We start from the raw sequence: 14,247 nt of genomic DNA, 5'->3' as shown, positions 1-14,247 counted from the left end.
TGAACTGCGGGAGCCACCATGCTGACGCTCACAGACATGTTTTGCGGTGCGGGAGGGTCATCGACTGGTGCCCTCTCGGTGCCGGGCGTCGAGGTGAAGGTTGCGACAAATCATTGGGATCTCGCGATCGAAACCCACAACACGAACCATCAGGATGCTGACCACGTGCTCGCCGACGTGTCTCAGATCGACCCTCGATACTTCCCTCACTCCGACATTCTCTGGGCCTCACCCGAGTGCACGAACCACTCGCAGGCGAAGGGTGTGAAGCGGCAGCTGCAGGCGGAGTCCCTGTTCGACAAACCGGACCAGGCTGCCGAGCGTTCCCGGGCGACGATGTGGGACGTGCCCAGGTTTGCTGAGCACCACAAGTACCGGCTGATCATCACGGAGAACGTCATCGACGTGCGCAAGTGGGTGATGTGGGACGCCTGGATCATGGCCATGGACTCCCTCGGCTATGAGCATCACGTCGTGTACATGAACTCGATGCATGCGCAGGCGTTCGGCCTCCCGGCTCCGCAGTCACGAGACCGCATGTACGTGATCTTCTGGCGAAAGGGCAACAAACGCCCGGACTTCGACCGCCTCCGCCCGCAGGCGTATTGCTCGCACTGCGACGAGATGGTCACCGCGGTGCAGGTGTTCAAGAAGGAGCCGAGGTGGGGCCGCTACCGGACACAGTACGTGTGGCGGTGCCCCTCAGTGTTGTGCCGAAACGCGGTGGTTGAGCCGGGCTGGTTGCCGGCGTCGTCGGTGATCGACTGGTCATTGCCTACAGAGCGCATCGGGGACCGGAAGAAGCCGCTGGCGGTGAAGACGATGAAGCGCATCGAGGCCGGTCTGCGGAAGTACATCGAGCCGATGATCGTCAACAACGTCTCCGGTGCCGACGAGTCCCGATCAACGCGGCTCTCGGAACCCTCGCCCACGTTCGTGGCTGGCGGCCTGCACGCGTCGCTGCTCGTCCCGGTGGAGGGACGTGACGGGAAGGACGCACGATCTATCGCCGAGGCGATGCGCACCCAGACGACCCGCAACGAGACTGCGCTCCTCGTCCCTGCTGGGGGAACGTGGCATACCGAGCCTCATCCGGCCACGGACCCGCTACGCACGCTCACCACCCGTGAAGCTCACGGTCTCCTTCTGCCCGCCCTCCATCTCGAGGCGGCAGGCAACACCTACGACAGCACTAATCCCCGCCGGGGAGGTGACTACTACCGCATTTGGCCGGACACCGAGGTGTTCCGCACGATGCACACGTCGGAGTCGAAAGCCGTGGTTATCCCGCTCCGGAACAACAACCGGCCGAAGCCGCTGACGGATCCGCTCGACACGTTCGCCGCCGCGGGCAACCACCACGGACTCGCGACAGCCGAACCGGTGAGCGTCGGTCCGATCAACGTCGACGATTGCCTGTTCCGGATGCTGTCCCCGCACGAGATCATGCTCGGCATGGCATTCCCGGACGAGTATCTGCTCCTCGGGAACAAGCGGGAGAAGGTGCGCATGGCTGGCAACGCCGTCACCCCGCCAGCAGCACGGGATCTGATCCGCGTGGCCGTGGCCTCACTGCTCGAGGAGGCGTCATGACGATACCGAAGGTCGAGTCCACCCGCGACAAGTGGGCACGCTGCCGCAATTGCGCGGGCACTCTCGTCGCCTGCAAGGGCCTCACCCGAGACCGCGGCCGAGGCTGCTGTACGAACTGTGATCATTCTCCGAAGGAGGAGACCAATGGCGCTGAGTAAGCACTGTTCCCACAAGTACTGCGACCACCCGGTGTTCCCGTGCCAGTCGTGCGGGACCACGTCGATCGCATGCACCGCCGGCCATAAGAACGGCAACGGCTGGTGCTGCCCCGACTGCCGCCACACCCGCCCGATGGAGACGAACTGATCATGGCAACGATCACCAAACGCGACGTCGACAGTGTCGATTACCAGGCTCTCCTCGACCTGTTCAACGCCGTGACCGGCATCAACCCCAACACAGTCCTCGAAGGCTCCCTAGAGATCCACGGAGTTCCAGACGGCGATAGTCCTGTCGCGATCGTGTTCCAGACAATCGAACGCGGAGTCCCGAACAGCCCACGAACTCTCCGCAGCTTCGCAATAAGCCCCGCTCACAAGATCGGAGAACAGCAGGTATGAACGCGAAGAAGGACGCCGACGACCACCTCGCCGTGGTCAAGGGCTTCATGGACGGGAAGCAGGCCCGCGAGACTCGCCGCATCACCCGCGACCTCGGCACACGCATCGATCCTGTCAACCTCACCCAGGCGCTCGCCGCAGCCCTCCCGCACGTCCCGAAGGACACGGAGTCGTCGAACTACATGGTGGGTCTCGTCTTCACACGCGAGAACCTGCTCACTGTGACGACGTCGGGGCTGACGATGATCGTGTGCAAGACCGCCACCATCGACGGCGCCCGGGTGACGGGCGACGTGTTCGCGGACTCGATCATGCTCTCCCCAACCATGGCCACCCAGCTGATGGGTTTCGCCGGTCTCACCCCGAAGGAATCGTGGGATCCGGAGATGGAGCTCACTGTCACCGGTGTCGGCCCGGAGAAGATCCGGATCCGCGCCACCGACCGCACTGGTCTCTTCGAGGGCAAGTCCATCACTCTCCCCGTCAACGAGCCCACGCAGGCGCTCGCGAGGGCGGTGCAAATCCTCGAGTCCATGGCGGGTCAGAACCCGCGGAGTACTCGCACGACTGATGTGCCGGCGGACCGGTTAAAGGTGTTCCTCGATTCGTCGAAGAAGTTCGGAGGGGAGATCGAGATCGAGGAGATCACCGCTTCTCTGTGGCGGGTGTCGTGCGGGAAACGGTTCTACGGTCTCGCGACGAACCCTGTCACCCCGGCCGACGAGCAGGAGAAGATGCTCGTCGCCGACACCAGACGCCAGAACCGTGACGGATGGTCTGCAGCTCTCTCGGGTGTCGGCCAGGAACTCGTGCGGGGGTTCCAGTGATGCTCCCTCTCATCGACAAGCTCATCGCTGCTCCCGCGCACCTCGCGGCGAAGCTCATCATCATCCGCCAGCACTGGAAGGCAAGGAAATGAGTCCCAGTCTCACACTCTCACTGCTCACCATTGTCATCGCGGTCATCTCGTTCTGCATCGCAGACTACTCGCGCCGCGTGTACCGCCGGCGGATCAAGCAGCTCGAGAAGGAGAAGGCCGAACGTGAGCTCGCCGAGGCGATGCGCCGCGCGTTCATAGCCACCGTCGCCGCCCAGGCCAGCGTCGACCTCGTCGAACCCGTCAAGGTGGAAGACATCAAGTACGGCGACAAAGTTTGCTGGCATCCGCACGACATGTCCGACCACCAGCACTACGTCGCCGGCTACGACGGCGACCCCGGCCCATCCACTGACGGCGTCCACGCCCGACCCATCGCCCAGACAGGACTCTGACCATGACCGAACCACGCAAGTACCGCAAGAAGCCCGTTGAGATCGAAGCGAGACGGGTACCTACCCAGGCGGAGGTCGAGGCAAAAGACGCCCGCGATGCCAGCGCCCGGATGAACGGCATCTTTCACTGGGTCGAGGCGAACACGATGGGAACCTTTGACTGCCTCCCGATCCTCAGGGGCGACGAAGACGCGCACTGGCCGGAGTCAGGCATCTCTATCGACCCGCGAGACGGGCGAATGGTGATCGCCACCCTTGAGGGTGGCCACTGGGTCAATCTCGGCGACTACGTGATTCGAGGCGTCCAGGGTGAGTTCTACCCCTGCAAACCCGATATCTTCCACGCAACCTACGACGAAGTAAAGGACTGACCATGACTATCAACCAACTCGCCCCCAAGCTCTACAACTGGGCATCCATCCTCGAGGACGACACAAAGAACCAGGCGCTCGCCACCTCGGTGATGCCGTTCGTGCATCCGCATCTCGCGCTCATGCCTGACGCGCACCTCGGCAAGGGTGCCACGGTCGGTTCGGTGATCCCCACTGATGGGGCGATCATGCCCGCCGCGGTGGGTGTCGACATCGGGTGTGGCATGATCGCGGTCCGCACCCAGTGGACCGGCCACGACTTCTACGACGTCGGCGGTGTCCCCGCCGTCCGGAAGCTGCGGGAGATCATCGAGTCCCGCGTGCCACTCTCCGCCGGCAACTACAACACCGTCATGACCGATACCGCGCATGCCCGACGCGTCGAACTCCTCGACCTATGGGACGCGGAATGCCGGAAGCACCACCGGGACCTCAACGACTACGCCACCAACTGGGATAAACAGCTCGGCACTCTCGGTTCCGGCAACCACTTCATCGAGATCACTCTCGACGAGGAGTCCCGGGTGTGGGCGTTCCTCCACTCCGGATCCCGAGGCATCGGCAACAAGATCGCCCAGCACCACATCAAGGTCGCCCAGGACGTCGCGAAGAAGTACTGGATCGACCTGCCCGACAAGGACCTCGCGTACCTCGTCGAGGGCACACCAGAGTTCGACCACTACATTGCCGAACTGGGCTGGGCGCAGCACTTCGCTTTGCTGAACCGTGAAGAGATGATGGACCGCGTCCTCGAAGCCCTCGCTACTCACATGGGTGCTGAGGTGGAGGAGACGCAGCGCATCAACTGCCACCACAACTTCACGCAGAAGGAGCACCACTTCGGCCGCAACCTTTGGATCTCCCGGAAGGGTGCGATCTCTGCCCGTGAGGGGCAGCTCGGTCTCATCCCCGGTTCCATGGGCACCGCGTCCTACGTTGTGGAGGGCCTGGGGAACAAGATGAGCTTCAACTCGTCCCCGCATGGTGCTGGCCGGAACTTCTCGCGCTCGAAGGCGCGGAAGACCTTCACTCATGAGCAGTTGCGTGAGGCGATGAAGGGCATCGAATACCGGGACACGGATGCGTTCATCGACGAGATTCCCCAGGCGTACAAGGACATCGACCAGGTCATGGACGATGCTTCCGACCTGGTGAAAATCCGCCACACCTTCCACCAAGTCGTGAACGTCAAAGGCGATTGATCATGGCGACGTACAGGGTGAAGACGATCACCGGGCAGGTGCTGACGATCGAGGCGGATGGGGTCGAGTTCACTGCTGGTCACGTCGTCTTCTGGAATGGCAGCCGAGCCGAGCTTGTGCGGGCGCTGCGTACCCCGTTCGTCACCGAGGTGACTGAGGACCAGGAACCGTGATGCAACCCGGGCACGACGACTGCGCGCACGAGTCGATCGAGGAGAAGCGTCTCTGCGACCGAGAGCCACTCGTGATCGTCCGGTGCCTCCACGAGCACAAGGAACCGATCGTCATCGGAGAAGACCTGTGCAGCCCGGAGACCGTCGGCTGGCATTGCCACTGCTGCGGCCGCGTCTGGGTCGATCAAACCTATGTAGAAGGAGCGCAACCATGAGCAACATTGAACGAGACACTGCACTCAGCGGAGAGATCATGGATCCAGTGCAGGCCCACCGCAAACTACGCACCGGGTTCGCTTCCGGACTCGAACCGGACGAGGTAATCCCCGGGCTCAGCAACGTCTTTTCCAAGGACGAAGGTAGCTACGAATGGGAATGCTTCGGAGCATGGCACGACGGCCACCGATACCACTGGTTCTCAGACAGCGGATGTTCCTGCTATGGACCCGGACAGGACATCGATTCACTCAGTGACATGGAAAACGGAGACGCCGACGCGCTCATCCGTGCCTACAAGAAGTGGGCCACCGATTCCTACTTCCTCGGAGGCAACGACAAAGTCGAAGCCGAGGCCCACATCCGGGCAGCTATCAGGGCAGCGCGGCAATGAGTGACCAGAACGAACTGCGGGACAGGATCGCGAAGGTGCACTTCGCAAACTCCGCAAGGCTCGCAGCCGAGCAGCTCGACCTTGACAAGCCGGTCGAGTGGGGAGAGATAACGGACCACGACCGCGCCCAACTTCTCGACTCGGCCCAAGCAATCATCGACGTCCTGGACCTGACCGTCGAACCACACTGCGAGGAATGCGAACACAAGGTCATCGCCGGATGGTGGGAGAAGCAATGAACTGGGACGAGAAAGCCAAGAGGGCCGCAGCACCGCAATGCCAGCTCCACAAGGATTGCGACCACCTGATGTGGGATTCGATGAACCGTCCCGACACGTTCGCAAACGGCGCCCGCTGGCAGCGCGATCAACTCCGCACCGACGAGGCAGTCGAGATGGTGGCGCGGGCGCTCGTCGGCGTGACGTTCTCAGCAGAGGAACCGGCGGAGCTTGAGAAGCTGAAAGATAGCCGCTGGGATGCATTCGAGGAAGACGCCCGTGCCGCGATCACCGCACTGATTGGGGAGGAATGACGGACGAGATATGGCTCGAATACCACCTGGACGACAACCGGAGGCGAATCGGTGGCGCACTTCGGACAGTCGGAGAGGCGGCACGGAAAGCGGGTCAGCAAATCGACCATGCTTTCGGAAACCTTCAAGCCATGGTTGAGCAGATCGACTGGGATAAAGAATTCAACCGCGTGATCGTGCAAACAGAGTACTCACATGGCCGCCCTTGGCAAGACCACGTCCCCACCCACAGCAAGCACCTCATAAAGGAGAGTCCATGACCTCGGTCCTGCGCAGCCCTGACTGCCGAGACGACAACCACCGCAAGTGCGACGGCCAAGCCTGGGACGACGACACGGATGCGCTCGCCTCATGCGGGTGCACGTGCCACTTCGACCCCACCCACTGATCACCAACACCACAGGAGACGAATCGGATGCCATGGCTCAGGACCGGCGACACCGCCGCCAACCACCCCGTCGTCCTCGGCGTCCTCGAAGACACGAGAGTCGATGACCGTCTCGTCAACGAGGCGTTCGGGTTCGTCCTCCGCTGCGCACTCCAATCCACCGCCCACCTCACCGACTACATCATCAGCCACGGCACGGCCGTCCAAATGGCCGGCCACACTCGTGCCCCCGAGCTCATCAGCGTAGCTATCGCCGCGGGTTACCTCACCGAGGTGACTGACGGGGAAGGCAGACGCGCCTACAGGCTCATCGAGGACGACACCTTCATCCACATGCGAACGAGAGAGGAGATCGAATGGGAACGGCAGCGCAAGCTCGACAACTCGAACCCTGCACTCACGATCCCCGTGCGCCTCCGCGACGGTGACGCGTGCCGCTACTGTGGCCTCGTCGTCAACTTCCAAGGGGATCGGCGCGGACAGAAGGCAGGAACGTATGACCATCTGACGAAGCAGGTGCAGTCACCAAACGACATGGTGGTCGCCTGCGGCAGGTGTAATGCGGCTCTGCTCGATGCGTCCAGGGCTCATCGTGAGAAGCAGATGATGCCCCCGCCGAAGTCCCCGTACTTCAAACCGAAGACGTTGGAGTGGTTGCGCACCCATGAGTACGTGACCTCCAACAACATCGTCCTCCCCACCGCTGCCGAGCCCGATGTGAAGGCTGGGCGAGTACCGCCTGGCCGTGACGCCGGCACGGCAGCACAGAGGACACCTGAGAACCCTGCATCCCGGTCCGAGGGACTATCCGCCACCCAGGCGGAGCGAGACCCCGCGGGAGACGTTCACTGGCCCGAGGGACCGCGCGACACCCTGTCGTGTGATGACCCCGCGGTGAACACAGTCTGGTCCGAGGGACAGCCTGACACCCAGTCAGAGCGTGACCCCGCAGACACCGGCTCTGGACCGAAGGGACCGCCCGACATCAACCAGTCGGAGTGTGACCCCGCAGAGCCACCCAGCAGGTTCCAGCAGGTTCCAGCAAGTCGGGTGCATCCAGGATCTGGATATGCCGGGTCGGGTCGGGACGGGTCGGTGACGGGTTCGGTACGTGACGGTACGGGCAGGGCTGGGACGGTACGATCGGCGCCACCTTCTGCCGCTGTGACTAAGCCTGGGAAGAAGTCAGGGAGGAGGAGACGGTGAAGCTGCAGGACTATCGAACCTTGCAGGCGAAGTCCATGACGGAGAGACAGCTGCAGGATCAGATCCTCGAGCTGGCCAAACGCATGGGCTGGCTGAGCTACCACGTCCACGACAGCAGGCGGTCCGCACCAGGATTCCCGGATCTCGTCATCGTCCATCCTCGGCAGCGTCGGATCTTGTGGCGTGAGCTCAAGTCGGAGACGGGGACGTTGAGGCCGGAGCAGAAGGTGTGGATCTCCGCATTGAAACAGGCAGATGCTGACGCAGATATTTGGCGGCCCCGCGATTGGGTGAGTGGTCGTATCGAGAGTGAGTTGAGAGGACGATGATGTGGGATTCCCGTGAGGTGCGATCGGCGTCGTTGCCTGACCTGATCCGCATGTGTGCACCGTTGGTCAAGGAGCTCGAGGTGACGGTGCTCAGGCAGGATGCCACGACACCGCAGGGTGAGCGCAGGTCATCGGATGCTGTGCCGATGATGTTCCGTATCGGTGCCGCCGAGGTGGTGGATGAGATCACCGTGGTGCTCAGGTCCATCCTCGGTGCGTGGGTTCATGAGCAGAAGCGTCCTGTGTTCCGGATGCTGACTGTGCCCGAGCTCGTGGCCAGCCTGCATCCACTGAGGGATTGGGTGGTCAAGCATCAGGATGCGGAGGCCTGGCATGATCGTCTGCTCGAGCAGTGTCTTGCTGGTCTTGGTCAGATCGACATCGCACCCGAGCGTGTGTTCGCTGGCACGTGCCCGAGTGCTGGCTGTGGTGTGGAGCTGTGGCCTGCCATAGGTGAGGACGTGGTGGTGTGCCCGAGGTGTGAGGTGCAGGTTGATGTGCGTGCTCGCAGGCGTGAAGGACTCAGGCGCATCGAAGCCTATGAAGCACCGCTGTCTCGTGTGGTCGACACGTTGCGTGCAGCTGGTGAGCAGATCACCTATGAGCAAGCACGCAAGTGGACGACTCGACGTGATGCTCATGATCGCGTGATGCTCAATGCTGTTGGTCAGGATCAGCGAGGCACGAGACTGTATCGACTTGGTGATGTTCGTGCAGTGATGATGCGCACGACACGCCGAAAGGCCAGATCCTTGCGGGCCTAGACATTCTTGCCTTTGTCCCATACGATTCTCGTAGAGTCACCAGAGGTGGCGATGAAGGTCTGACACGGTTCATCCGGTCAGGCCTTCTGTCATGTTCGGAGGCAGTCAGTGAAGAAGGTCTGCAACGGCAAGGGCTGCCCGAATCTCATACCCAAGGGCGAGAGGCTATGCGCCGACTGCGCCCGTACCGCCGAGCGTGCACGTGGCTCGGCTACCGCACGAGGCTATGGTCGCAGGCACCGACGACGGTTCCGTGAGGCAGTGCTCGCACGCGATCCGATCTGCGTTCTCTGTCATCGTCGTCCATCGACGGACGCCGACCACCATCCGAAGTCACGCCGAGAGCTCGAGGCCGCCGGGCTCAACCCGAACGATCCGATCTACGGGCGGGGCCTGTGTCATCCGTGCCACTCGGCCGAGACAGCAGCCCACCAGCCCGGCGGTTTCCGGCAACTCTAATTGGCAGGACTACTTGCCACCACTGCCCCCGGGGGATGACCCCCTGCCTTGTCTTTATCTGAGACCGCCGGAGAGGGTTAAATAGTCCGCGACGGGTTCAAAAAATCGCGAAACCCCAGGTCAGGACGGGTGCAAATCGGGTCGAATCGCGAGGCGCAAGGCCTCGCTTTGATGGTGCCGCAAGGGTGCCGGAAGTGAGGAATCGACCATGACATCAGGAGGCGCGCGCGCCCGTAGTGGCCCGCCAGCAGACCTGAACTCGTACCGTCAGCGGCGCAACGAGGACGGATGGATCAAGCTCCCCGAGCATGTCGACCGCCGGCGGACACCGAACTGGCCACTCAAGCCTGGTCTCACTGACCGCGAGCGTGAGCTCTGGCAGAAGTTCTGGAAGATGGGCCAGTCCATCGTCTGGGAGTCCCAGCACCAGCACGTGACGCTCGCGATCTACGTTCGACTGCTCGTGTCGATCGAAACGGAGAAATTCGACGTTCCAGCCTCTCGGCTGACGCAGATGCGGATCATGGCCGAGGACCTCGGCGTGAACCTCTCCGGAATGGCGCGGCACAAGTGGCGGTATGCGTCCACGGAGGAGCTGCAGAAGAAGTCGGAGGCCGCGGCGCCGGCGGTGGAGTCGAAGCCGCGCAAGTCGACCGCTCAGCAGATCGCGGATCTCTTCCCGTCTGCGGGTGACGACGGTGCAGGCTGACCGGAAGGTCCCGCGCCCGAACTACTCGATCCCGCACCCCACGACCACCATTGGGTACTTCCTCGCGGACTGGCTCGCCAATCACGCAGTGGTCCCAGACGGCGACATGTCCGGCGAGATGTTCGAGCCGACGATCGATCACAAGATCTTCCTGGCCAACCACTACATCGTCCGCCCCGACGCGCAGCGCGGAGAGCTCGCCTCGGCGTTCCACTACCGGCGCTCAGCGTGGGTGGCGGCGCAGAAGATCGGAAAATCGCCCGGTATTGCCGGCCACGCTCTGATCGAGTTCGTCGGCCCGTCCCAGTTCGACGGCTTCGCCGCCGGAGGCGAGACGTACCGGTGTGCCGCGCATGGATGTCCGTGCGGGTGGGAGTACGACTTCATGGCCGGAGAGCCGATGGGGCGCCCACGCGCGACTCCCCGCATCCAGCTCGCCGCGGTCGTCGAAGACCAGGTGGAGAACACGTGGGGCGCTCTCGTCCCGATGATCGATTTCGGACCGCTGGCCAACGTCATCCCGAAGACCGGCGAGGAGTTCATCCGCCACCCGAACGGCAACCGCGACTCTCTCATTGAGATTGTCACCTCGAAAGCTGACTCGAAGCTCGGCGCCCGCATCTCCGCGGCGTTCCCCGACGAGACCGGCCTGTACACGGACTCGAACAAGATGCGGAAGTTCAACCGCACCCTCCTCCGCGGTCTCGGCGGCATGGGAGGCCGCATGGTGGAGTCGTCGAACCCACCGGACCCGGCAGAGTCCTCGTGGCTGCAGAAGGACACGATGGAGTCGGGCCTCGACGACGTCTATGTCCACCACTTCCCGCCGCCGAAGCACCTCGACTTCGAGAAGCCGGACGAGCGGATGCAGATCTTCCGCTACAACTACCAGTTCTCCCCGTGGGTGGACCTCCGCGACATCGAGAAGACCGCCAAGGACCTCATGCGCGAGCATCCCGCGGAGGCCGAGCGCTTTTACGGCAACCGCATCGTCGCCGGTTCCGCGCATTGGATCAAACAGACCGTGTGGGATCTCCGCGCAGCCGAACCTCGCATCGAGGTGAAGCCTCGCACGAAGATCTGCCTCGGCTTCGATGGTTCGGAGACGAACGACTGGACCGGGTTCCGCGCCGAAACACTCGACTTCCACCAGTTCACCCCGACCTACCACGGCGGCACCCGCACCACGATCTGGGATCCACGGAAGTGGGACGGCCGCATTCCCCGCCTCGAGGTCGACGCGGCACTCGCCGACATCCTCTCCGAGTTCGAGGTTGTCCGCGCCTACTTCGACCCCTTCGGCTACCGCACCGAGCTCGCCGAATGGTCAGCGAAGTACGGCGATGTGATCGTCGAGTTCGCCACGAACCGGCTCGGGCAGATGTTCGAGGCACTTGAAGCGTTCAAGCTCACCGTCGTCGACCCGGAGTCCGAGTTCACCCACGACGGCGACGAAACAGTGTCGATCCACATCAGGAACGCCGTCGAATCGGCTGTCGGCGGGTTCGGGAAGTACTACATCAAGAAGGCTTCCGAGGATCAGAAGATCGACCTCACCATGTCCTCGGTTCTCGCGCATCAGGCCACGCTCGACGCGGTGAAGTCGGGGGCGAAGATCACGAAGAAGTCCACGATCTACACCGGCACATCGACGAAATGGAGGTGACATGCCCACACTCTCGGTTGAGCAGGCAGAGCAGGTGACAGACCAGCTCTCGCAGGCAATGCAGCTCCGTCGCGGTGACATTTCGAAGCGCATGAACTACCTCACCGGTGAGACTGGACGACTCCGCTTCGCCTCCGACAAGTTCAAGGAGAGCTTCCAGCAGCGCTACAAGGGGTTCACGGACAACTGGTGCGCCCCCGTCGTCGAGGCCGTCGGTGAACGCATGGTCTACCTCGGCCTCCGCCCTGCCGAGAAGCTCGGCGCCGACACCGGCCTCGCGCGCGCCTGGGAAGCGACCGGCGCAGACGCAGGAATCCAGGAGGCGCTCGCCGTTCGCTCCGCTGCTGCTCGTGCATTCGCGCTCGTGTCGCCGACGGATCGTGTCGACCGGCCTCGCATCACTTTCGAGCACCCCGAGCAGACCATCGTTGACGAGGACCCGGCCACAGGGGAACGTCGCGCGGCGCTGATCATGTGGGCTGACGATAAGTGGGAGTACGCGACCCTGTACACCGCTGACGAGGTATGGAAGTTCCAGCGCAACACCTCCGAGGACCGTGAAGCGCGCATGGGTCGCCCCGTCGACATCGGCACCGGGTGGGAACCCCGCCACTACAACACTGACGACACGTGGCCGGCACGTAACCCGCTCGGCCAGGTTCCGATCGTGGAAATGAAGAACCGGTCGTTCCTCCGACCTGACCAGCCGATTTCAGAGATCTCGGGTGTCATGGCCATGCAGGACGCGATCAACCTCACTTGGGCGTACCTGCTGAACGCTCTCGACATGGTGTCCCTGCCTCAGCGGATTATCACCGGCGCCGACGTCCCCGAGGTACCGATCCTGGGCGAAGACGGGCAGATTGCCGGATATCGACCAGTGGACCTCGACAGTCTTACCGGCGAGAAGGTTCTCTGGGTTCCCGACGAAAATGCGAAGCCGCACGAGTGGTCGGCCGCGCAGATCGGCCCGTTCCTCGAAGTCACGCAGCAGGCCGTCGAGCACATCGCAGCTCAGACCCGCACTCCGCCGCACTACCTGTCCGGGAAGATGGTCAACACCGCCGCGGAGGCGCTGACGATCTCGGAGGCCGGTCTTGTGTCCCGCGCCCGGCAGTCGATTCTCTTCGTCAACCAGGACGTGCGCACCATCAACTACCTCACCGCGCTGGCCATGGGCCGCTCGGAGAGGGATGCCGATGCGATCGCGGCGGGCACCCCGATGTGGGCGGACCCGCAGTATCGGTCTGATGCGCAGCGCGCGGATGCTCTGCTCAAGAAGAAGCAGCTCGGCTACCCGATGAAGTACCTCCTCGAGCAGGACGGTCTGCCCCCGCACGAAATTGACCGGGTCATGAAGATGATCAAGGAAGAGCAGGAACAGGATCCGCTCGGCGTCATCAACCGCATGGCCACGACCGGCAACCCCGGCGTATTCAACCAGCCTGAGACACCCGAACCCGAGCAATGAGCACCGCCGACGTCGTCCAGGCAGCGGCCCGCCACAAGGCGGACACCGAGAAGATGACGGCGGCCGCGTTCGAACGTGCGGGGAAGGCGTGGAAGCACGTCAACCCCGGATCCATCGTCGCCTCATGGCAGACGCTCTCCGCTGGCGTCATCGGCGCTGTGATGCTGGCCCAGACGAAGACGATCGAGAACAGCAACGACTACATCGACTTCGCGTTCAACGACCAGAACATCGACGGACTCGATGCCAGACTCCGGCCCTCAGCGATTGTCGGCACCATGCCGGCCACCGGGGCGACACTCGACGCGGCGCTCGCCGGTGTCGCTTTCCACGCCCTCGACCACATCGGCCGTGGCCACTCAGTTCGAGATGCCATGGACGGGGGGATGCTCGAGCTCGCACAGCTCGTCCAGTACGCAGTCGCGGACACCTCGCGAGCGTCTGCGCAGGTCAGGATCGGCACTACTCAGACGTCCGTCGGATACACGCGCGTGGTGTCCGCCGGGTGCTGCGCTCGGTGCGCGGTCCTCGCCGGAAAGTTCTACCGCTGGAATGCGGGGTTCCTCCGCCACCCGAACTGCAATTGCCTGCACTTCCCGGCGACGTCGACAGTGGCAGCTCAGACAGCGACAGACCCCCAACAGGCGTTCGATGCACTGTCGGAGAAGGAACAGGACCGGATCTACACGAAGTCCGGCGCCGAGGCGATACGTAACGGTGCCGACATGAACCAGGTCATCAATGCCCGCCGTGGCATGACTGCATCGGGCAGGTTCACCAGCGAAGGCTCAACACGCAACGGCTACTACCGAGTCACCTCAGAAGCCGGCAAGGCCGGGAAACGTCGACTTTCAGTCGGCGAGATTATGCGCCGCGCCAATGGCGACAAGGAACGATTCACGCGCCTGCTCACCGAGTACGGCTACTTCGTCTGACCCATCA

At 63.0% G+C, this 14,247-nt stretch carries 19 protein-coding genes; all 19 read left to right on the top strand.

Going from position 1 to position 14,247, the window contains the following annotated elements; all coding sequences use genetic code 11:
* Window positions 1–18 precede the first annotated feature (18 nt).
* On the top strand, window positions 19–1,593 hold the full coding sequence (locus tag CV023_RS11840) for a DNA cytosine methyltransferase (protein WP_230745912.1): 1,575 nt from the start codon (window positions 19–21) through the stop codon (window positions 1,591–1,593).
* A 308-nt stretch (window positions 1,594–1,901) separates the two neighbouring features.
* Entirely contained in the window at window positions 1,902–2,153 is a 252-nt protein-coding gene (locus tag CV023_RS11835) for a hypothetical protein (RefSeq protein ID WP_230745911.1), read from the top strand.
* On the top strand, window positions 2,150–2,980 hold the full coding sequence (locus CV023_RS11830) for a hypothetical protein (protein WP_230745909.1): 831 nt from the start codon (window positions 2,150–2,152) through the stop codon (window positions 2,978–2,980). The genes CV023_RS11835 and CV023_RS11830 overlap by 4 nt, the downstream gene beginning before the upstream one ends.
* Window positions 2,981–3,068: 88 nt before the next feature.
* Window positions 3,069–3,425: a hypothetical protein gene (locus CV023_RS11825; RefSeq protein ID WP_230745908.1), complete on the top strand. Its 357-nt coding sequence runs from the start codon at window positions 3,069–3,071 to the stop codon at window positions 3,423–3,425.
* A gap of 2 nt (window positions 3,426–3,427) precedes the next feature.
* Window positions 3,428–3,796 carry a hypothetical protein gene (locus tag CV023_RS11820; RefSeq protein WP_230745906.1) on the top strand — a complete coding sequence of 123 codons (369 nt, stop codon included), beginning with the start codon at window positions 3,428–3,430 and terminating at the stop codon, window positions 3,794–3,796.
* A gap of 8 nt (window positions 3,797–3,804) precedes the next feature.
* On the top strand, window positions 3,805–4,998 hold the full coding sequence (locus CV023_RS11815) for an RtcB family protein (protein WP_230746530.1): 1,194 nt from the start codon (window positions 3,805–3,807) through the stop codon (window positions 4,996–4,998).
* A 2-nt stretch (window positions 4,999–5,000) separates the two neighbouring features.
* Complete coding sequence (locus tag CV023_RS11810) at window positions 5,001–5,171, top strand: hypothetical protein (protein WP_230745904.1); 171 nt, start codon at window positions 5,001–5,003, stop codon at window positions 5,169–5,171.
* Window positions 5,172–5,382: 211 nt separating this feature from the next.
* Entirely contained in the window at window positions 5,383–5,781 is a 399-nt protein-coding gene (locus CV023_RS11805) for a DUF7574 domain-containing protein (protein ID WP_230745902.1), read from the top strand.
* Window positions 5,778–6,020 carry a hypothetical protein gene (locus CV023_RS11800; RefSeq protein WP_230745901.1) on the top strand — a complete coding sequence of 81 codons (243 nt, stop codon included), beginning with the start codon at window positions 5,778–5,780 and terminating at the stop codon, window positions 6,018–6,020. The genes CV023_RS11805 and CV023_RS11800 overlap by 4 nt, the downstream gene beginning before the upstream one ends.
* Window positions 6,017–6,313, top strand: coding sequence for a hypothetical protein (locus CV023_RS11795; RefSeq protein ID WP_230745900.1), 297 nt, complete (start codon window positions 6,017–6,019; stop codon window positions 6,311–6,313). Before CV023_RS11800 ends, CV023_RS11795 begins: the two co-directional genes overlap by 4 nt.
* On the top strand, window positions 6,310–6,573 hold the full coding sequence (locus CV023_RS11790) for a hypothetical protein (protein WP_230745899.1): 264 nt from the start codon (window positions 6,310–6,312) through the stop codon (window positions 6,571–6,573). Before CV023_RS11795 ends, CV023_RS11790 begins: the two co-directional genes overlap by 4 nt.
* Window positions 6,570–6,701, top strand: a complete 132-nt coding sequence (locus CV023_RS18840; RefSeq protein WP_269067358.1) for a hypothetical protein — start codon at window positions 6,570–6,572, stop codon at window positions 6,699–6,701. The genes CV023_RS11790 and CV023_RS18840 overlap by 4 nt, the downstream gene beginning before the upstream one ends.
* A 27-nt stretch (window positions 6,702–6,728) precedes the next feature.
* Window positions 6,729–7,907, top strand: a complete 1,179-nt coding sequence (locus tag CV023_RS11785) for a hypothetical protein (protein WP_230745898.1) — start codon at window positions 6,729–6,731, stop codon at window positions 7,905–7,907.
* 35 nt (window positions 7,908–7,942) lie between these two features.
* The gene (locus CV023_RS11780; protein ID WP_230745897.1) at window positions 7,943–8,236 is read left to right on the top strand and encodes a VRR-NUC domain-containing protein; all 294 of its coding nucleotides are present in this window, start codon (window positions 7,943–7,945) and stop codon (window positions 8,234–8,236) included.
* The gene (locus CV023_RS11775; RefSeq protein WP_230745896.1) at window positions 8,233–9,000 is read left to right on the top strand and encodes a hypothetical protein; all 768 of its coding nucleotides are present in this window, start codon (window positions 8,233–8,235) and stop codon (window positions 8,998–9,000) included. Before CV023_RS11780 ends, CV023_RS11775 begins: the two co-directional genes overlap by 4 nt.
* Window positions 9,001–9,667: 667 nt before the next feature.
* Window positions 9,668–10,168: a hypothetical protein gene (locus CV023_RS11770; RefSeq protein ID WP_230745895.1), complete on the top strand. Its 501-nt coding sequence runs from the start codon at window positions 9,668–9,670 to the stop codon at window positions 10,166–10,168.
* The gene (locus tag CV023_RS11765; RefSeq protein WP_230745894.1) at window positions 10,149–11,834 is read left to right on the top strand and encodes a hypothetical protein; all 1,686 of its coding nucleotides are present in this window, start codon (window positions 10,149–10,151) and stop codon (window positions 11,832–11,834) included. The genes CV023_RS11770 and CV023_RS11765 overlap by 20 nt, the downstream gene beginning before the upstream one ends.
* 1 nt (window position 11,835) lies before the next feature.
* Window positions 11,836–13,305 carry a phage portal protein gene (locus CV023_RS11760; RefSeq protein WP_230745893.1) on the top strand — a complete coding sequence of 490 codons (1,470 nt, stop codon included), beginning with the start codon at window positions 11,836–11,838 and terminating at the stop codon, window positions 13,303–13,305.
* Window positions 13,302–14,240, top strand: a complete 939-nt coding sequence (locus CV023_RS11755) for a hypothetical protein (RefSeq protein WP_230745892.1) — start codon at window positions 13,302–13,304, stop codon at window positions 14,238–14,240. The genes CV023_RS11760 and CV023_RS11755 overlap by 4 nt, the downstream gene beginning before the upstream one ends.
* Window positions 14,241–14,247 lie beyond the last annotated feature (7 nt).

The organism is Brevibacterium sp. CCUG 69071, from assembly GCF_021023135.1.
In the GTDB taxonomy this organism is placed as follows: Bacteria; Actinomycetota; Actinomycetes; order Actinomycetales; family Brevibacteriaceae; genus Brevibacterium.
Note: the sequence above shows the minus strand (reverse complement) of the source record. Positions and strands in the feature narration are given on the sequence as shown.